The sequence below is a fragment of the Exiguobacterium sp. SH31 genome, from assembly GCF_001816105.1.
Lineage (GTDB): Bacteria > Bacillota > Bacilli > Exiguobacteriales > Exiguobacteriaceae > Exiguobacterium > Exiguobacterium aurantiacum_A.
In genome coordinates this window covers 1-16,881 of sequence record NZ_LYTG01000066.1, presented here as the reverse complement: position 1 = coordinate 16,881, position 16,881 = coordinate 1, and the positions used below count along the sequence as shown (strand labels likewise).

Genomic DNA, 16,881 nt, shown 5'->3' with positions numbered 1-16,881 from the left:
AAATACCAGGGGGACACCATGACGAAAAGTTCTGTAACCACGACGATTCAGTGGTTTATTTTTATTTTAGCTACCAATATTGTACCACCGCTCGCCATCGCCGCCCTATTTGAACTGTCGCCGGCCGAGACGATGACGTTCATCTCGCGCTCGCTGTTCATCTTCGCACTGTTCAGCATCATCCAGACGCTGTTCGGCCACCGTCTGCCGATCTTAGAAGGACCGGCCGGCATTTGGTGGGGTGTGTTCACGCTGTACGCCTCGATCGGCCCTGCCCTTTACGGCAGCGGGCAAGAGACGCTCCAAGCGCTCGGCTTCATGCTGTTCTTGAGCGGTGTGCTCGGCGTGGTCATGACCGTGACCGGACTGCTACGGCGCATGTTGTCGCTGTTCACGCCTCAAGTGCTCGGCGTCTATATGATCCTGCTCGTCCTGCAACTATCCGGTGCCGTCATTAAAGGCGGTTTCGGTGTGAGCGAGGACGGCATCAATATCGTCCAAGCCGTCGCGACAGCCGGGCTCGTCTTATTCGCACTCACGCTCGAGCGGAGCCGCTTCAAACAATACGGTCTCGTCATGACGCTTTTCGTCGGGTTCGGATTGTTCAACCTGCTCGGTCTCGGCAATCCGATCGTTCGTTCGGACTCGTTCTTCCTTGTTCCCGAGCTGTTCCCTTTCGGCGCTTGGGTATGGGATTGGAACTTACTTCCGACCGCTTTCGTCATCACACTTCTACTCATGACGAACGTGCTCGCGAACATCAAATTGATTGAGCGCATCGTCAGTTCACGGACGAAACAACAAGTCGAAGGCAACGTCGCCGCGTCTGGCGTCGTCAGCGGTGTCAGTCAGATGGTCGCTGGTCTGTTTGGAACGCCTGGACCGGTCGCGATCTCTGGGACAGCCGGTTTCTTGTCGTCAACGGAGAGCGTGCACCGTGCACCTCACCTCGTCGCTCACGGCTTAATGATGGTGCTCGCTTTAATCGGACCGTTCGTGTCGCTCATCGCAAGCATCCCGGCCGCGGTCGGGTACGCCATCGTCACCCCGCTTATCGCGACGATGATCATCATCGGGATTAACGAGGCCGCGTTCGAGTTGAACCAAAAGACGGCGTCGCTCACGGTCGGCCTCCCGCTCGTCATCGGGGCCGGGGCGATGTTGCTCCCGCCTGGGGCGATGAACGATTTACCGCCGCTCCTTGCGACCGTGTTCTCGAACGGTCTCGTCCTCGGGACGGTCGTCGCCTTGACGACCGCCATCCTAAGCCGGATCCACGACTAAAAAAGAACTGACCTCGCGCCTGAGGTCAGTTCTTTTCGGTTACGTGCATATGGAAAGCTTTGTCGTGCGGTAAGACGGCACCGTCTTCCGCCTCGAAGTGTTCGCGGTCCTTGAAGTAAGCCGCAACCGTCAATGTGTCCCGATGAAAGGCACGCTTGAACGCTTGCTCGGCCGTGACCGGTGTCCCATCATCGTTCTTCAGTTCGAGACCCATCAGCTTGTAGCCGATCGTTTGACCACCGCGGCTCATCTGGCACGCCTCGATCGCATACGAGACGAGTGTCGGTGTGATGACGGTGTGGACGAACTCGCTCTTCACTTTCTTCCGGACGAGCTGTTCGACACCGAAACTTAGTAACCCGGCAATGACACCGTCAATCATGACGGCTTTCGTGCGTTTACTCGTCACTCGCTTCATTGGCTCATCCCCTGCATCATTCCAGACGTCAACACTTCCGTGCCTTGTCCTTCTTCTGCCGCCATGATCAAGGCCCGGGCCACATGTAACGCTTGGATTGGGGCCGCGTTTGGCACTTTTTCGAGCAACAGCGGTTGGAATGGGCGGCTGACGACTTCAGCCGCTTTCTCACCGAGCCGGAACGACTCGCGGTCGCCGAGTAAGAGCGACGGGCGAGCGATAATCAAGTGCTCGAACCCGAACACTTTGAGCCCGTTCTCGAGTTCGCCTTTCACTCGGTTGTAGAAGAACGGCGAGCGCAATGACGCACCTTGTGCCGAGACAACGGCGTAACGTATGGCGCCGTGCCGTTTCGCGACACGCGCGACTTCGAGCGGTAACTCGAGGTCGACATGTTTAAACGCCTGCTGCGATCCGGCGACGGCAATCGTCGTACCGAGTGCACAGTACACATCGTCAATGTGAGGCAACGTCTCATCCATCTTTTCAAAGCCGACAACTTCATGTAATTTCGGGTGACTCCAACGTTTCGAGCGGCGGACGACGATCCATACCGCATCATACCGTTCTTGTTCGAGCAACTGCTCGACGAGCTCGCGTCCGATCAAACCGGTCGCGCCGACAACGAGTGCTGTTTTTCCCATCCTAGTTCCCCCTTGTTACGTACTCCTTTCAGTCTAGCTGACTTGCCGTTCATCGGCAACGACCTCGTCGGGACTGAACCGATCGACGAGACGGAAGAAACCGTTCAAGAACAGGGCTGTGAATGAGCCGGCAACGATGGCGCTATCCGTGAACAGTTGGATCGATTCCGGCATATTGGCGACAATGCCTGGGTTGGCCGTGATGCCGAGTCCGATGCCGATCGAGAGCGCGATCGTGATCAAGTTCTCGTTTTTCGCAAAATCGACTTGGCTAAGGATGCGAATCCCCGACGCGGCGACCGTTCCGAACATGACGAGCATCGCCCCACCGAGCACCGGTTTCGGGATGAGCGTCGTGAACGTCGCGACTTTCGGCAAAAAGCCGAGCAAGATCAAAAGCCCGCTCGTCCAAAAGATGACACGACGTGATTTGACACCCGACAGCTGGACGAGTCCGACGTTTTGACTGAACGTCGTGTACGGGAAGCTGTTGAAGATCCCGCCGAGGATCGTCGCCACACCTTCGGCTCGGTACCCTTTCGTCAATTCGTTTGATCCGATCGGTTTTTTCGTGATGTCACTCAATGCCAAGAACACACCGGTCGATTCGATCATCGAGATGATGGCGACGAGCGTCATGACGAGAATGGCCGACACGTCAAACGTCGGCACCCCGAAGTAGAACGGCTGCACCATTTGGAACCAGCCGGCCTCACGGACCGGGCTGAAATCGACGAGACCGAGGAACGCGGCGACACCGGTACCGATCAAGACGGCGAACAAGACCGCTGCCGCCCGACTGAAGACGGTACCGACTCGGTTCAAGACGAGAATCAAACCAATCGTCAATCCTCCGAGCGCCAAGTTTTGCATCGAAGCGAAACCAGGCTCACCCGGTGTCCCGCCGCCGATATCATTGATGGCGACCGGGATGAGCGAGAGGCCGATGATCGTCACGACCGAACCAAGGACGACCGGCGGGAAGAATCGGGCCAGTTTGCCGACGAAGCCTGAAATCAAGATGACGATGACACCGCTCGCAATCAACGCCCCATAAATCGCTGTAATACCGCTCGAACTGCCGATGGCGATCATCGGACCGACCGCTGTGAACGTACAACCGAGCACGACCGGTAGCCCAACACCGGTGAAGCGGGTCGTCCATACTTGAAGCAATGTCGCGACGCCGCACATGAACAAATCGATGGCGACGAGATACGCGAGCTCAGTCGGTCCGAGCCCGATGGCCCCACCGACGATGAGCGGGACGATGGCTGCGCCTGTATACATCGCAAGCAGATGTTGGAACCCGAGACTGGCCGTTTTGAACGTGTTCATCGGACCACCTCTACGAACGAGATGCTATCTGCTCCAAGTTTGGCGATACGGGCGAGTGATTCGACACGATACCCTTTGTCGATCAGTTTGTCCCGTCCTGGCTGGAACGACTTCTCGATGACGATGCCGACACCAGCGACGGTCGCACCGGCCGACTCGACGAGCTGCGTCAAACCGAGCGCCGCTTCCCCGTTCGCGAGGAAGTCATCGATGACGAGGATGCGCTCATCCGGTTGGACGAAACGACGGCTCAAGCTGATGCGGTTCGTCTCTTGTTTCGTGAACGAATAGACGTCCGCTTCAACGAGGTCGTCTTGGAGCGTGAGCGATTTCCGTTTGCGGGCGAACACGAACGGGATGCCGAGCTCGAGCGCCGTCATCATCGCCGGGGCGATCCCGCTCGATTCGAGTGTGACGATCCGGTCGATCTGGTCATCACGGAATCGGTCTGCGAATTCACGACCGATCGCCTGCATCAATTCAGGATCGACTTGGTGGTTCAGGAACGCATCGACTTTCAATACTTGGTCCGACAAGGCACGGCCTTCGTCTCTAATTTTGTCTTCTAACTGCTTCATTGTGTTTCCCTCCAATAAAAAAATGCGATTCGTCACCCCTACCCGGGGACGACGAACCGCATGAAAACACAAAGAATGCACACGACAAGCGTCACCCGTAGTCGAACCATTTACGGTGGTTCGGTAGAGACTTGTGAGCCATATTCTCACGGATATACGAGTGCGAATCTTTTTAGTTATATAAGATAGAGTTTATTGTAGACGAGATTGTAAAAATTGCAACCCGTTTATGAAAAGACAGCTAAAAGTCCGATTTTTCTGAAACTGCTGTATACTGAAGATACTGGAAAAATGAGAGGAGCTCGTTGTGTATGAAGCTATTCGTTCTTGGTGCCACCGGCCGGACCGGTCATCAGTTTATCGATCAAGCGATCGAGCACGGCCATCATGTGACCGCCTTCGTGCGCGAACAGAAAAAACTCATCCCGACCCCGCAGCTCGAGATCATAGAAGGCGACGTCTCGGACAGTTCGGCGTTGACCGACGCGCTCAAAGGGCACGACGCCGTCATCAGCTGTCTCGGGACCGATTTGAGCGACCCCGATTTCTTGGCCAGCGTGACCGATGCACTCGTCCCCGCTATGAAAGCGAACGATGTGACGCGCATTCTGTACCTCGCGTCTGCCGGGATTGATAAGGAGATTCCCGGGATCGCCGGAACGGTCGTAACGTTCATGCTCCGGAAGCCGCTTCGCGACCACCGGGCCGCGGTCGACCTGTGGCGCAACTCGTCGTTCGACTATACGATCGTGCGGCCGATGCAATTGACTGACGGTCCCCGGACCTCCGTGTATCGCACGTCCGTCGACAGCATTCCAGACAACGGGAAACAGATCTCGCGGGCCGACGTCGCCCAGTTCATGTTGAACGCCGTTGAAGAACACCAATTCGTCCGCCAATCGGTCGGACTGGCGTACTAATTTTTTTGAATCCATGCTACAATATCGGATAGTCAACTTTGAAGGGAACGAATACGAATTATGAGTATATTAACAGTACAAAACTTGAGCCACGGTTTCGGTGACCGCGCCATTTTAAACGACGTGTCTTTCCGTCTATTGAAAGGCGAACACATCGGCCTCATCGGAGCGAACGGTGAAGGCAAATCAACGTTCATGAACATCATCACGCGCAAACTTCAACCGGACGAAGGGAAAATCGAATGGGCGAAAAACGTCCGTGTCGGTTACCTCGACCAGCACGCTGTCCTCGCCCGCGGGATGACGATTCGTGACGTGTTGAAAAGTGCGTTCCAATACTTGATCGACATGGAGACACGCATCGGCGAACTCTACATGGAGATGGGTGACGCGACACCGGAACAGATGGACGACATGCTCGCTGAAGTCGGTGAACTGCAAGAGACGCTCGACTCGAACGACTTCTATATCATCGATGCGAAAGTTGAGGAAGTCGCCCGCGGACTCGGTATTTTAGACGTCGGGCTCGACCGTGACGTCGCTGATTTGTCAGGCGGACAGCGGACGAAAGTGTTGCTAGCGAAGTTGCTCCTTGAAAAACCGGACATCCTCCTCCTTGATGAGCCGACCAACTACTTGGACGAGATTCACATCGAATGGTTGAAGCGTTATCTCCAAAACTATGACAATGCGTTCATCTTGATCTCGCACGATATCCCATTCCTAAATAGCGTCATCAACTTGGTCTACCATATGGAAAATCAAGATTTGTCGCGCTACGTCGGCGACTATGACAAATTTATGGAAGTGTATGAGATGAAACGGTCGCAGCTCGAGTCGGCTTACAAACGCCAACAGGCAGAAATCGCTGACTTGAAAGATTTCGTCGCCCGCAACAAGGCCCGCGTCTCGACGCGGAACATGGCGATGTCACGCCAGAAGAAACTTGACAAGATGGATGTCATCGAGCTAAGCGCGGAACGTCCGAAGCCAGAATTCCGGTTCTTGCAGGCACGCACGTCAGGCCGTCTCATCTTTGACGCGAAAGATCTCGTCATCGGTTACGATGAGCCGCTCTCACGTCCGCTCGACCTCCAAATGGAGCGCGGTCAGAAAATCGCCCTCGTCGGTGCGAACGGGATCGGGAAGACGACGCTCTTGAAAAGTCTGCTCGGCATGATCAATCCGCTCGAAGGAACGGTCGAACGCGGCGAGTTCTTGGAGATCGGGTACTTCGAACAAGAAGCGGCCGTCAGCAACAACACGTGTATCGAAGAGATTTGGAGTGAGTTCCCGTCACTCAACCAGCAACAAGTCCGGGCCATGCTCGCGAAGTGTGGTCTCATGACGAAGCATATCGAAAGTAAGATTGCGGTCCTCAGTGGTGGGGAGAAGGCGAAAGTCCGTCTCTGTAAGCTTCAAAACAACGAATCGAACTTGCTCCTCCTCGATGAGCCGACGAACCACTTGGACGTCGACGCGAAGGAAGAGTTGAAGCGCGCGTTGAAAGAGTATAAAGGCAGTATCCTACTCATCAGTCACGAACCGGAGTTCTACCAAGACATCGTCACTGACGTCTGGAACTGTGAATCGTGGACGACGAAAGTATTCTAATCCATGTAGAGGAAGTGTCGCATGACTGGTCCAATCCAATTGAACGAACGCATCGTTCTGTATGACATCATCCGAGGATTTGCCTTATGCGGCATCTTCCTCGTCAACATCCCAAGCATGCTCGGGAGCGACTGGATTTCTGGTAACCCCGACTATATGGGGAGTGATTTACTCGTCCGGACGCTGTTCGATTTGTTCGTCCAGACGAAGTTCTATACGATCTTCTCGCTTTTGTTCGGGATCGGCTTCTCGATTTTCCTTGAGCGCTCATATGCGCGTGGGGACTCGGTCGGCCGTTACATCCGACGAATCGCCATCTTATTCCTCTTCGGACTTGCTCACCTGGCCATCTGGTCGGGTGACATCTTACATACGTATGCGATGTGGGGCTTATTGCTCCCGTTGTTTTATGGGTTGAGCAACCGCGTGATTTTGACATGGGCGTGGGGTTTGTTGATTACGAGCTTTGTATTGTTCTATGTCTCATCCATGTACTTAGAATTGTTTCTCGGATTAAGGTTTTTGGGCGATCCCTTCCCAGCCATCTTTAATTCCGGTTTTGGTCCGTGGTTCGACTATCGCTTAGACAAAGAGATTTTTGCTATGTTCCAAACCTCATTTTTTGTCGGGGTTGAAATTCTAAGCCTGTTCTTGTTCGGCCTTTACATCGGGCGGGAACGGAAGCTGCTGACATGGACGATTCAAGGATTGACGCGGACGGCCATCATCTGCGCGGTAGCTGCCCTGCCGTTCTTCGGAGTCATTGTTTGGCATCATTACGGTGGCGGTGCAGATTATTCGGCGACGAACTCCGCGGCTGTCCTCGTCTCCGGCAAACTGCTCGCGACGACGTACGTCTGTTTCTTCACCATCGCTGTCCGCAACGGGCGCGCGTTCCGTCCGCTTCAAGCGCTCGGTCGCATGGCGCTGACGAACTATTTGACGCATACGCTCGTCGTCGTCATCCCGGTCATCGCTTTTGGCTACTATGGTCACCTGTCGTTGACGGAAGGTTTGTTCCTGAGCATCGCGATTTTGATTGCACAGGCGTTCTTCTCGATGTGGTGGTTAAAATCACATCGCTACGGTCCGTTCGAGAAGTTATGGCGCAACGGTACGTATGGGCTTCAAAAAAATAAGGATGCTGCCTAAAGGCCGAACGATTTCGTTCGGTCTTTTTTTTGTGCAGGTAGGAAATCCCAGAAACTCATGCTATCCTAATTGAGGAAAACGCTTGCATTATCAAGGAGGAACGTATGTCACAGTTAGCGATCGAAGTGAAAGGTCTCGTCAAACAGTACAAAATCATGGAGCGGGATGCGGGCTTGAAAGGCGCAATCAAAGCACTGTTCACACGGAAATATCGTATCAAAGAAGCCGTGAAAGGCATCGATCTCTCCGACCATGTACTTCTTCGAGGGACGTGGGTTCATGATGTTTGCGCTCGCGACCCCGTTCGTCGCTGTCGTATCACTCGTAATCGCATACCGGTTTTGGCTTTACGGACTGCGAGCGTTCGCAAGTAAGGGTTCATAACTATTTAAGGGAAAGGCTGATGATATGAACATCACGAGACAGTGGGATCAGGAAGACAGTGAATTTATTCGGCAACGATTAATTGAATACAACCTATCTCAATTACCAGAAGAAGTGAAAACTCCTATCCAACAAGTCAGCTTCATCTTAAGAAATGAGGATGAAGACATCGTCGGCGGTGTGACGGGCACGATTTTTTGGCAGATGCTACACATCAACTTTTTATGGGTCGATGCGAGCGTTCGCGGTTCAGGGTACGGAAAACAATTAATGCGTGACATCGAGAAATTGGCAATCGATCAAGCCTGCAGACTGATTCAACTCGATACGTTCAGTTTCCAGGCACCAGAGTTTTACATCGCCCTCGGCTATGAGGTCGTCGGTGTGATTCCCGGCCATCCGACACCAGAGCACCAACAATATTATTTGAAAAAGACATTAACTGTTTAATCAATCATTCATCACAGAACAGGCCCGAAGCATTCGCTTCGAGCCTTGTTTTTCATTCAATGATTCAGTTTCGGTGGCATGACGTTCGAACGTTTCAGCAAGATCAGGACGATACCAATCCATAACGTTAAACCGATATACATGAAGAACGTGTTCACATTGAACAGTTGATTATTCATGTATATCGAGAAGACGTTGCTCGTGATACTGTCCACATAATTCCAATCCGCGCTACGCCCTTCTTGATTCATGACGACGTGCTTTACATACGCCCGGTACGTATCAAATTCGTTCGCTTGATAGCGGTACGCCGCATAGAGAAACGCTGGGATGGTGATGACTCCGACCGATAATATACGTGTACTCCAATTCATGACCAATCCCATCCAACCCGTCACGATGAGCAGCATCAAAAATAGAAGAATCGGCAGTGCGAGCAAGGCCGGATTCCCATTCCCTGAAATTTGTAACGGATTGACCGTCATCAGATTACCTAAATAAAAGATACCGGCACATGCGCCGAATCCAATTAGCATCATCCATCCGATTCGCTTGTGCTTATACATCAGAGTTCTCCATTTCTTGTTAGGTTGGCTTAACGTTCATCCTCTTTCAGTATAAGTCTATTATTTCCAAATAAAAACAAAAAATGAACACCCAGTTTAAAACCGAGTGTTCATTCATACCTTAGTTCGTCGCCGCTGCTGTCAACACAGGAACGATTTGTTTTTTACGTGATACGACGCCAGGAAGTGTCGCCAGGCCGTCTAACAGTTCGACGTTGAACGCTTGTTCGAACAAATCATGCTTCGCACCGACAACGAGTGCTTCTGAATCGTTCGTCAAGATGTTCGTGATCGCGAAGACGAACAAGTCGAGCTGTTTGTCAGCAATCGTCTTCGCCATCGCCGCCTCGACTTCACTTTTACGGCTCAATACGTCGTTCGCGTCAACCGTGTTCACTTGGGCGATCTCGATGCGGTAGTCGCCCATCGCGAACTCTTTCGCGTCGAGCGAGATGAGTTCAGGCACCGTCTTCTGGCTCAAGTCGGCTCCTGCTTTCAACATTTCGAGACCGTACGCCTCAACGTCAGTTCCGGCGATGTCTGCAAGCTCTTTCGCTGCTTTGACGTCCTCGTCCGTGCATGTCGGTGACTTGAACAAGAGCGAGTCCGAGATGATCGCCGATAGCATCAATCCGGCCATGTCAGACGCGATTTCGACACCGTGTTCTTTGTACAGCTTGAGCAAGATCGTCGCCGTGCAGCCAACCGGCTCCGCCCGGTAATAAAGTGCGTCTGCCGTTTGGAAGTTAGCGATGCGGTGATGGTCGATGACTTCAAGGATCCGCACGTCAGCAATGTCGGGCGCACTTTGTTGGAATTCATTATGGTCGACCAAGATGACCGAGTTCGTTTCGTCCGATACACGTTCGACGAGGCGCGGCGCCTTGACACGGAAGTGGTCGAGCGCGTATTGCGTCTCCCCGTTCACCTCACCGAGACGGACCGCCTCGGCGTCCATGCCTAATTTCTTTTTCAGTTCAGCGTAAGCGAGCGCCGAACAGATTGTATCCGTATCTGGATTTTTATGTCCGAAAACAAGTACTGTACTCATGATGCATTCTCCTCACTGTTGTAGTTTTCCCTTATCCATTATACCGTCAATCCCCATTCTTTCAATTCCAAAACAAAAAGAGCCTAGACTCGGCTCTTCACGATTGTTCGTCTTCGTCTGTCTCTTCGAGGTCCGAATGATCCCCTTTTGAATCTTCTTCGTGCGAGATATCCGGTTGGTCCCGGTTCAACTTCTCTTGTTCTTCTTGTTCACGTTTGTCTTTGTCTGACATCTGTCTCATCCTTTCGGTACTGAGTCTTGTCTTAGACTGTTCCCCGAGGTTGACGCGGTCAAACGGATGTCTCACATCCGTAAACAAACTGTCATGTCAGTCAGCTTGGACGAACACGACTTCATCCCCGCGGATCTCGACGTTGACGTCTTGTCCTTGGAACAACCATTCGTCCTGCTCGGCGACGACGAAACGAATTCCATCTGCGTTCGTCTCGACGACGGCGTTATCAATCTCTTCTGTGATGACACCGACCGAGAACCCGTGCGTCAAATCAGTCGAACCCCCGTATTTAGCGAACAGACGAACCGTCTGTCCCGCCTCGACTTCCATTTCGTCTTTAAAAAATTGGAGTGCTTCTTCCGTCACGTTGATTTTCATGTAACATCCTCCTCTCGACTTCTGTCTTCATTCTAATCGTTTCTCAAAAAGCGAGCGAGGAAGTTGCCTAGAGTGTCGTGCCTGAAAGATACGTGACGGTCAGACTTTGCGTCCTAACCGCACCGCCGTCCATCCCATCGAACGTCACGTCGAACAAGGCGCGACCGATTTCTTCATGCGGCGCGTGCATCGTCGATAAACCGAACGCCTGGCTGATTGGGTGGCCGTCAAACCCGAGGATGGCGACGTCTTCCGGTATGCGGACGCCACGCCGGCGCATCTCCCCTAAAAAACCGAGCGCGACGTAATCGGACGACAAAAAGAGCGCGCGGGGACGCTCTTTTCGTTGAAGGAACTCTGCCGCTAAGCGGATCCCGTCTTCACTCGTCAAGTAACCGGTCCATACCCATCGCTCACGCGCGGACACCACTTCATCGAAGTAGGCCCGCTGACGCGCGATTGAGCTCGGACTAGACTGCCGCGATAAGACGATACCGATATCCGCATAGCCGGCTTGTGTTAACACATGCAATCCGGCGACGAACGCCGCGTAATGGTCGACATGGACCGAGGAAATCGTCTCAGGCGCACCGACCGTCGCGACCGAGATCGGGCCGAAGCCACGGTACGTCTCCAATTCTTCGAACGACATCGCATGCGACAACAGAATTGCCCCATCGACTTCACGATGCTTCAGTAAGTCGAGTGCTTGCCGCTCTTGATCAAGCTTGTACTCGGTCTGCCACATGACGAGACGATACCCTTTCACGAGTGCCGCTTTCGCGAGTCCATTGACGAACAGTCCGTAGTACGGATGGTCCATATACGGCAACACGACGACGAATCGCTGCGTGCGCCCAGTCGACAGCGTCAGCGCCTGCTGATTCCGTAAATAGCCAAGCTCTGCCATCGCCGCATGGACACGCTGTCGCTTCTCTTTTGAAACGTAAGGATGTTCGTTAATCACCCGCGAGACCGTCGTTACCGACACGTCCGCTTGTTTCGCGATATCTCGAATGTTCGCCATCCCGCCTCACCTCAATCTGTCAGTCTTTCCATATAGTGTACCCATTCTACTGACCGACTGTCATCTCTTGCCATCACTTGTCGCCGAATCGCTTGGGCGAGACGAAACCGTTCTTCGACGGGCAAGTGCAGAAACTCATCTTGAAATTGGGCGCACAACATGCGTCCGAACGGTGTGTACAATTGATTGATGACCAGTTCATAGACAATCCCGCTACACCAAGCCTTACACGTCGTCGGATTCATCAGGCTTCCCTCCTTTGACTCTACCGTACATTCTGAAACGCGTTTCAGAGCAAGCACTTTAGTAATAATCTCTAATTCCGAACATTAAACGCTAAAATGAGAAATTTTTTAGTTTTTTAACTCGAAATCATTGACGATGTCGATTCGATTTCGTATAGTCAACAAGTTGATAACGTGTATTTCACTTTACCGGACAGTTAATGTTCGGAAATTACTACTTATAAGGAGTCTTTCTAATGAACTTATTCCGTTTACAGCAACACGGAACGAACGTTAAACAAGAAGTGATGGCCGGCATCACGACGTTCGTCACGATGGCCTACATCTCGGTCGTCAACCCGGCGATTTTATCCGACGCAGGCATTCCGTTCGCCCAGGCGTTCACGGCGACGATCATCGCCATCTTGATCGGAACCGGATTGATGGCGTTCTATGCCAACCTGCCAATCGCGGTCGCACCTGGGATGGGCTTGAACGCTTTCTTCGCCTATACACTCGTCGCGCAACAACAGATCGCACCCGAAGCCGCGCTCGGCGTCGTCTTCGTCTCGTCGGTCTTCTTCCTGATCTTGTCACTGTCACCGATCCGGACGAAACTGATTCAAGCGATCCCCGCTTCATTGAAGCACGCCATCACGACCGGCATCGGGTTGTTCATCGCTTCGCTCGGCTTGAAGCTGTCTGGACTCATCGTCGCGGATGAGGCGAACCTCGTCCGTCTCGGGGAGTTGTCGTCACCGAGCGTCTTGCTCGTCCTCGGTGGGCTGATCGTCTCGGCGCTTCTGTTCTCACGTAACGTCCCGGGTTCCCTTCTTATCGGGATGGTGCTCACAGGTATCGCGGCCTACTTCATGGGTCTATTGAAAATCGAAGGCGTGACGGCGATGCCGACGCTACCGGAAGGGTTGATGGTCAACCCGCTCACCGCTTTCTCTGACGTCATCCAATATGGCTTATTCGGGGCCGTATTGTCGTTCTTCCTCGTCACGTTGTTCGACACGACGGGAACGCTCGTCGGTGTCGGCAAGCAAGCCGGTTTGTTGAAAGAAGACGGGACGATCGAGAACGGGCACCGGGCCTTGTTCGCTGATTCACTCGCAACGATGGGGGGCTCACTCGTCGGAACGAGTCCATCGACGGCCTACATCGAGTCGGCCGCAGGTGTCGCCCAAGGCGGACGGACCGGACTGACGACAGCCGTCGTCGCGGGCTTGTTCGGTCTCACATTGTTCTTCAGCCCGCTCATCGGTGCGATTTCAGGTGTCGCCGCCATTACGGCGCCGGCCCTCATCATCGTCGGCGCACTCATGCTGACGAACGTCCGCTATATCGATTGGACAGATTTCAGTGAATACTTCCCGGCGTTCATGACGATCCTCATCATGCCACTCTCAGGCAGTATCGAACGTGGGATCGCCTTCGGGTTCATCCTCTACCCGATCTTCAAGGCGATGAACAAAGAGACGGTCCACCCGCTCATCTACTTGTTCGCCGGATTGTTTATTTTGGAAATGTTTTTCCTATAATACTTGACTTTAACCCTCGTTCCCGACGAGGGTTTTTCTGTTATTAATCAGGGAATCACTGTCGTATAGCAGTTTCTTCATGAATATGTATTCATTATCATTTAGTTCTCAATTAGACAGTATTTTACATTTTTTTGAGAAAATGATTCCATTTTTCTGTTTTGTGCTCATTTGTTATGGAATAATAACTGTGAAACCGTTTTCGAATTTGACTAAAATCAGGAAAGAAGGAATGGACATGCCAAACGTGGCGTTGTTCGTCACTTGTCTCTCCGATACGTTATTCCCATCGGTAGGACAAGCGACGGTCGAACTATTAGAACATCTCGGTTGTGACGTCAGCTTCCCGTTCGAGCAGACGTGCTGCGGTCAACCGGCCTATAACAGCGGCTACCATGAAGAGACGAAAAAGATTGCCAAACACATGATTGAGACGTTCGAGAAAGCGGACGCCGACTATATCGTCGGACCGTCCGGCTCGTGTGTCATGATGATGCGCGACTATCCGCACTTGTTCAAAGACGATCCCGTCTGGAAAGAGCGGGCTGAAGCCCATGCGGCAAAGGCGTTCGAACTGACGCAGTTCATCGTCGACGTGCTCGAAGTGACGGACGTCGGGGCGAAATTCCCGGCGAAAGCGACGTATCACGCCTCGTGCCATATGACGCGCTTGCTCGGGATCGAGGCGGCACCGGGACAGTTGTTGAAAAACGTTGACGGGTTGACGATGGTCCCACTCGAAAACGTACATAACTGTTGCGGCTTCGGCGGGACGTTCTCGGTCAAGATGCCGGACGTGTCGGTACAGATGGTCGACGAGAAAGTCGAGTCGATTTTAAAATCAGGGGCCGACGTGTTGATCGGCGCTGATGCGTCTTGTTTGATGAACATCGGGGGGCGCCTGCATAAACAAGGGCATCCGATCAAAGTGATGCATATCGCGGAAGTGTTGAACGAAGGGGTGAAACAAGCATGAGCATGGGGATTCGGTTAGATGAGAAGTTTCAAGATCGGCGGAAAGACGGGATCGATAACCCGTTCATGCGCCAAGCCGTCAGCTCGGCGCAAAATCGCCTGCGCGACGGACGTTTGAACGCGGCCGGGGAACTCGGGGATTGGGAAGCGTTCCGCGACCATTCGGAAGAGATTCGCCAGCACGTGCTCGAGCATCTCGATTATTACTTACACCAGTTGAGTGAGAATATCTCGAAGCGGGGCGGCAACGTCTTCTTCGCCGAGACGCCGGAAGAAGCGAACCGCTATATCCGCGAAGTCGTGCGCGCAAAAGACGCAAAACACGTCGTCAAATCGAAGTCGATGGTGACCGAGGAGATCGGGTTGAACGAGGCGCTTCACGAAGAAGGGTGTACGGTCGTCGAGTCGGATCTCGGGGAATGGATCCTTCAGCTCGACAACGACCCACCGTCGCACATCGTCGCACCGGCGCTCCATAAAGACCGGAACGATGTCCACAAGACGTTCACGGCCCATGGCTACGACGGAACGAACGACCCGACCGAGCTCGGCCGCTACGCGCGCCGTGAGCTGCGCAAAGACTTCTTGAAAGCAGAGGTCGGCATCACCGGTTGTAACTTCGCCATCGCCGAGAGCGGCGCCGTCGGTCTCGTCACGAACGAAGGTAACGGCCGGATGGTCACGTCACTCCCGAACACCGTCATCTCGGTCATGGGGATGGAGCGGGTCGTCCCGTCTTACGAAGAGTTCGAAGTGCTCGTCAACATGTTGTGCCGGAGCGCGGTCGGTCAACGGCTCACGTCATACATCACGACGTTCGCCGGCACGAAAAGCGTCGGTGAAGTCGACGGCCCGGAAGAATTCCATCTCGTCATCGTCGACAACAAGCGGTCCGGCATTCTCGGGACTCAGTTCCAGTCCGTGCTCCAATGTATCCGTTGCGCGGCGTGTATCAACGTCTGCCCGGTGTATCGTCATATCGGCGGCCACGCCTATGGTTCGATTTATCCGGGACCGATCGGCGCCGTGCTCGCCCCGCTACTCGACGGTTACGAGAACTATAAAGAACTGCCGTATGCGTCAAGTCTTTGTGGTGCCTGTACAGAAGCGTGTCCGGTCAAAATCCCACTCCATGAACTGTTGATCGAGCATCGCCGCGTCATCGTCGAAGACAAGAAAAAATCGCCGTTCGTCGAACGCATCGCCATGAAAGGCTTCGCCGTCACGTCATCGAGCCCGTTCTTGTTCGAGGCGGCCGAACAGATCGCGCCGTTCGCGTCGTCCCCGTTTGCGACAGCGGGGCAAATCGACAAAGGCTTACCGGCTTGGACCGACTCGAAAGACTTGCCGCAGCCGGCCAAACAGACGGTCCGCGACTGGTTTAAGAAACGGGGGAATGCACAATGAATCCAGGAACGATCACCAACCGTGAAGACTTTTTAAAGCGGATCGCGGGACAACTCGGACGCGACGTCGATTTGACGCCTCCGAAACGAGTATACAAGCACCGTCCGCAAGACGAGGTGTTGAAAGACGCTTCAACAGAGGAACTCCTCGAGACGTTCCGTATGGTCGCGACGCGCATTCATACCGACGTCGTCGAATGTGAGTCGACTCATCTCGATGACACGCTCCGTCTTCTCCTCGAACGATACGACGGCAAGACGATTATCGCCGAGGACGATGCACGCATTAAGGAATGGGCACCCGAAACGAGCCTGTCGTTCGACTGGTGGGATGCCGCGCGTCCAGATGACAGCCGCGCCCTTGCCGTGAAAGCTGACGTTGGGATCACGATTGCCGACCAAGCACTCGCTGAAAGTGCGACCATCGTCCAATACGCGGCCCCCGGAAAATCGCGGACAATCAGCTTGTTGCCACAAGATCACATCGCCATCATCCCGAAATCGGTGCTCGTGCCCCGAATGACGCAAGCGGCGAAACAACTGGCCGAACTCGATCGCAACGGCGAGCTCGCCTCACCGCAAGGCGTCAACTTCATCTCGGGCCCGTCAAACTCGGCCGATATTGAGATGAACTTGATCGTCGGTGTCCACGGACCGGTCCGTGTCGCCTACGTTCTCGTACATGATCTC

20 protein-coding genes and 1 riboswitch are annotated in these 16,881 nt (G+C 53.5%); of the genes, 10 read left to right on the top strand and 10 right to left on the bottom strand.

Annotated features, from left to right (window positions below):
- The first annotated feature begins 18 nt into the window (after positions 1-18).
- On the top strand, positions 19-1,284 hold the full coding sequence (locus A6395_RS09585; RefSeq protein ID WP_071398849.1) for a purine/pyrimidine permease: 1,266 nt from the start codon (positions 19-21) through the stop codon (positions 1,282-1,284).
- A gap of 25 nt (positions 1,285-1,309) precedes the next feature.
- On the opposite strand, the gene A6395_RS09580 is transcribed toward A6395_RS09585, so the two are convergent.
- Genes A6395_RS09580 through A6395_RS09565 form a run of 4 tightly spaced genes read right to left on the bottom strand, consistent with a single transcriptional unit; the run spans position 1,310 to position 4,262 of the window.
- On the bottom strand, positions 1,310-1,702 hold the full coding sequence (locus A6395_RS09580) for an RDD family protein (RefSeq protein WP_071398848.1): 393 nt from the start codon (positions 1,700-1,702) through the stop codon (positions 1,310-1,312).
- A complete protein-coding gene (locus tag A6395_RS09575; RefSeq protein WP_071398847.1) occupies positions 1,699-2,346 on the bottom strand; it encodes an NAD(P)H-binding protein in 648 nt (215 codons plus the stop codon). The genes A6395_RS09580 and A6395_RS09575 overlap by 4 nt, the downstream gene beginning before the upstream one ends.
- Before the next feature lie 33 nt (positions 2,347-2,379).
- Positions 2,380-3,684: a nucleobase:cation symporter-2 family protein gene (locus tag A6395_RS09570; protein ID WP_071398846.1), complete on the bottom strand. Its 1,305-nt coding sequence runs from the start codon at positions 3,682-3,684 to the stop codon at positions 2,380-2,382.
- Entirely contained in the window at positions 3,681-4,262 is a 582-nt protein-coding gene (locus A6395_RS09565) for a xanthine phosphoribosyltransferase (RefSeq protein ID WP_071398845.1), read from the bottom strand. The genes A6395_RS09570 and A6395_RS09565 overlap by 4 nt, the downstream gene beginning before the upstream one ends.
- A gap of 78 nt (positions 4,263-4,340) precedes the next feature.
- Positions 4,341-4,442, bottom strand: a riboswitch (purine riboswitch).
- 131 nt (positions 4,443-4,573) lie between these two features.
- Here A6395_RS09565 and A6395_RS09560 point away from each other — a divergent pair.
- The 5 genes from A6395_RS09560 (at position 4,574) to A6395_RS09540 (ending at position 8,782) form a co-directional block, all read left to right on the top strand.
- Positions 4,574-5,182 carry an NAD(P)-dependent oxidoreductase gene (locus A6395_RS09560; protein ID WP_071398844.1) on the top strand — a complete coding sequence of 203 codons (609 nt, stop codon included), beginning with the start codon at positions 4,574-4,576 and terminating at the stop codon, positions 5,180-5,182.
- A gap of 60 nt (positions 5,183-5,242) precedes the next feature.
- A complete protein-coding gene (locus A6395_RS09555; protein ID WP_071398843.1) occupies positions 5,243-6,796 on the top strand; it encodes an ABC-F family ATP-binding cassette domain-containing protein in 1,554 nt (517 codons plus the stop codon).
- 21 nt (positions 6,797-6,817) lie between these two features.
- Positions 6,818-7,948 (top strand): DUF418 domain-containing protein, encoded by a 1,131-nt coding sequence (locus tag A6395_RS09550; RefSeq protein ID WP_071398842.1) that lies wholly within the window; start codon positions 6,818-6,820, stop codon positions 7,946-7,948.
- 104 nt (positions 7,949-8,052) lie between these two features.
- A complete protein-coding gene (locus A6395_RS16150) occupies positions 8,053-8,322 on the top strand; it encodes a hypothetical protein (RefSeq protein WP_071398841.1) in 270 nt (89 codons plus the stop codon).
- A gap of 34 nt (positions 8,323-8,356) precedes the next feature.
- On the top strand, positions 8,357-8,782 hold the full coding sequence (locus A6395_RS09540) for a GNAT family N-acetyltransferase (RefSeq protein ID WP_071398840.1): 426 nt from the start codon (positions 8,357-8,359) through the stop codon (positions 8,780-8,782).
- 56 nt (positions 8,783-8,838) lie between these two features.
- On the opposite strand, the gene A6395_RS09535 is transcribed toward A6395_RS09540, so the two are convergent.
- The 6 genes from A6395_RS09535 to A6395_RS09515 all read right to left on the bottom strand — a co-directional run bounded on the left by A6395_RS09535 (position 8,839) and on the right by A6395_RS09515 (position 12,284).
- Entirely contained in the window at positions 8,839-9,348 is a 510-nt protein-coding gene (locus A6395_RS09535) for a hypothetical protein (protein ID WP_071398839.1), read from the bottom strand.
- A gap of 121 nt (positions 9,349-9,469) precedes the next feature.
- Positions 9,470-10,399 carry a manganese-dependent inorganic pyrophosphatase gene (locus A6395_RS09530; RefSeq protein ID WP_071398838.1) on the bottom strand — a complete coding sequence of 310 codons (930 nt, stop codon included), beginning with the start codon at positions 10,397-10,399 and terminating at the stop codon, positions 9,470-9,472.
- A gap of 97 nt (positions 10,400-10,496) precedes the next feature.
- A complete protein-coding gene (locus A6395_RS16225; RefSeq protein WP_016507966.1) occupies positions 10,497-10,631 on the bottom strand; it encodes a hypothetical protein in 135 nt (44 codons plus the stop codon).
- Between the two features lie 96 nt (positions 10,632-10,727).
- Entirely contained in the window at positions 10,728-11,012 is a 285-nt protein-coding gene (locus tag A6395_RS09525) for a HesB/YadR/YfhF family protein (RefSeq protein WP_016507928.1), read from the bottom strand.
- 67 nt (positions 11,013-11,079) lie between these two features.
- Positions 11,080-12,039 carry a LacI family DNA-binding transcriptional regulator gene (locus A6395_RS09520; protein ID WP_071398837.1) on the bottom strand — a complete coding sequence of 320 codons (960 nt, stop codon included), beginning with the start codon at positions 12,037-12,039 and terminating at the stop codon, positions 11,080-11,082.
- An 11-nt stretch (positions 12,040-12,050) separates the two neighbouring features.
- Entirely contained in the window at positions 12,051-12,284 is a 234-nt protein-coding gene (locus A6395_RS09515) for a hypothetical protein (RefSeq protein ID WP_071398836.1), read from the bottom strand.
- A 236-nt stretch (positions 12,285-12,520) separates the two neighbouring features.
- Here A6395_RS09515 and A6395_RS09510 point away from each other — a divergent pair, with 236 nt between their 5' ends.
- The 4 genes from A6395_RS09510 to A6395_RS09495 all read left to right on the top strand — a co-directional run.
- On the top strand, positions 12,521-13,810 hold the full coding sequence (locus A6395_RS09510; RefSeq protein WP_070328344.1) for an NCS2 family permease: 1,290 nt from the start codon (positions 12,521-12,523) through the stop codon (positions 13,808-13,810).
- 238 nt (positions 13,811-14,048) lie between these two features.
- Positions 14,049-14,786 carry a (Fe-S)-binding protein gene (locus A6395_RS09505; RefSeq protein WP_071398869.1) on the top strand — a complete coding sequence of 246 codons (738 nt, stop codon included), beginning with the start codon at positions 14,049-14,051 and terminating at the stop codon, positions 14,784-14,786.
- A gap of 2 nt (positions 14,787-14,788) precedes the next feature.
- On the top strand, positions 14,789-16,192 hold the full coding sequence (locus A6395_RS09500) for a LutB/LldF family L-lactate oxidation iron-sulfur protein (protein ID WP_071398870.1): 1,404 nt from the start codon (positions 14,789-14,791) through the stop codon (positions 16,190-16,192).
- A partial coding sequence (locus tag A6395_RS09495) for a LutC/YkgG family protein (protein ID WP_071398835.1) occupies positions 16,189-16,881 on the top strand: 693 nt, incomplete at its 3' end. The genes A6395_RS09500 and A6395_RS09495, both read left to right, overlap by 4 nt.

Coding starts and splice junctions, on each gene's coding strand:
- A6395_RS09585 (WP_071398849.1), top strand. CDS start 19: ATGACGAAAAGTTCTGTAACCACGACGATTCAGTGGTTTATTTTTATT.
- A6395_RS09580 (WP_071398848.1), bottom strand. CDS start 1,702: ATGAAGCGAGTGACGAGTAAACGCACGAAAGCCGTCATGATTGACGGT.
- A6395_RS09575 (WP_071398847.1), bottom strand. CDS start 2,346: ATGGGAAAAACAGCACTCGTTGTCGGCGCGACCGGTTTGATCGGACGC.
- A6395_RS09570 (WP_071398846.1), bottom strand. CDS start 3,684: ATGAACACGTTCAAAACGGCCAGTCTCGGGTTCCAACATCTGCTTGCG.
- A6395_RS09565 (WP_071398845.1), bottom strand. CDS start 4,262: ATGAAGCAGTTAGAAGACAAAATTAGAGACGAAGGCCGTGCCTTGTCG.
- A6395_RS09560 (WP_071398844.1), top strand. CDS start 4,574: ATGAAGCTATTCGTTCTTGGTGCCACCGGCCGGACCGGTCATCAGTTT.
- A6395_RS09555 (WP_071398843.1), top strand. CDS start 5,243: ATGAGTATATTAACAGTACAAAACTTGAGCCACGGTTTCGGTGACCGC.
- A6395_RS09550 (WP_071398842.1), top strand. CDS start 6,818: ATGACTGGTCCAATCCAATTGAACGAACGCATCGTTCTGTATGACATC.
- A6395_RS16150 (WP_071398841.1), top strand. CDS start 8,053: ATGTCACAGTTAGCGATCGAAGTGAAAGGTCTCGTCAAACAGTACAAA.
- A6395_RS09540 (WP_071398840.1), top strand. CDS start 8,357: ATGAACATCACGAGACAGTGGGATCAGGAAGACAGTGAATTTATTCGG.
- A6395_RS09535 (WP_071398839.1), bottom strand. CDS start 9,348: ATGTATAAGCACAAGCGAATCGGATGGATGATGCTAATTGGATTCGGC.
- A6395_RS09530 (WP_071398838.1), bottom strand. CDS start 10,399: ATGAGTACAGTACTTGTTTTCGGACATAAAAATCCAGATACGGATACA.
- A6395_RS16225 (WP_016507966.1), bottom strand. CDS start 10,631: ATGTCAGACAAAGACAAACGTGAACAAGAAGAACAAGAGAAGTTGAAC.
- A6395_RS09525 (WP_016507928.1), bottom strand. CDS start 11,012: ATGAAAATCAACGTGACGGAAGAAGCACTCCAATTTTTTAAAGACGAA.
- A6395_RS09520 (WP_071398837.1), bottom strand. CDS start 12,039: ATGGCGAACATTCGAGATATCGCGAAACAAGCGGACGTGTCGGTAACG.
- A6395_RS09515 (WP_071398836.1), bottom strand. CDS start 12,284: ATGAATCCGACGACGTGTAAGGCTTGGTGTAGCGGGATTGTCTATGAA.
- A6395_RS09510 (WP_070328344.1), top strand. CDS start 12,521: ATGAACTTATTCCGTTTACAGCAACACGGAACGAACGTTAAACAAGAA.
- A6395_RS09505 (WP_071398869.1), top strand. CDS start 14,049: ATGCCAAACGTGGCGTTGTTCGTCACTTGTCTCTCCGATACGTTATTC.
- A6395_RS09500 (WP_071398870.1), top strand. CDS start 14,789: ATGGGGATTCGGTTAGATGAGAAGTTTCAAGATCGGCGGAAAGACGGG.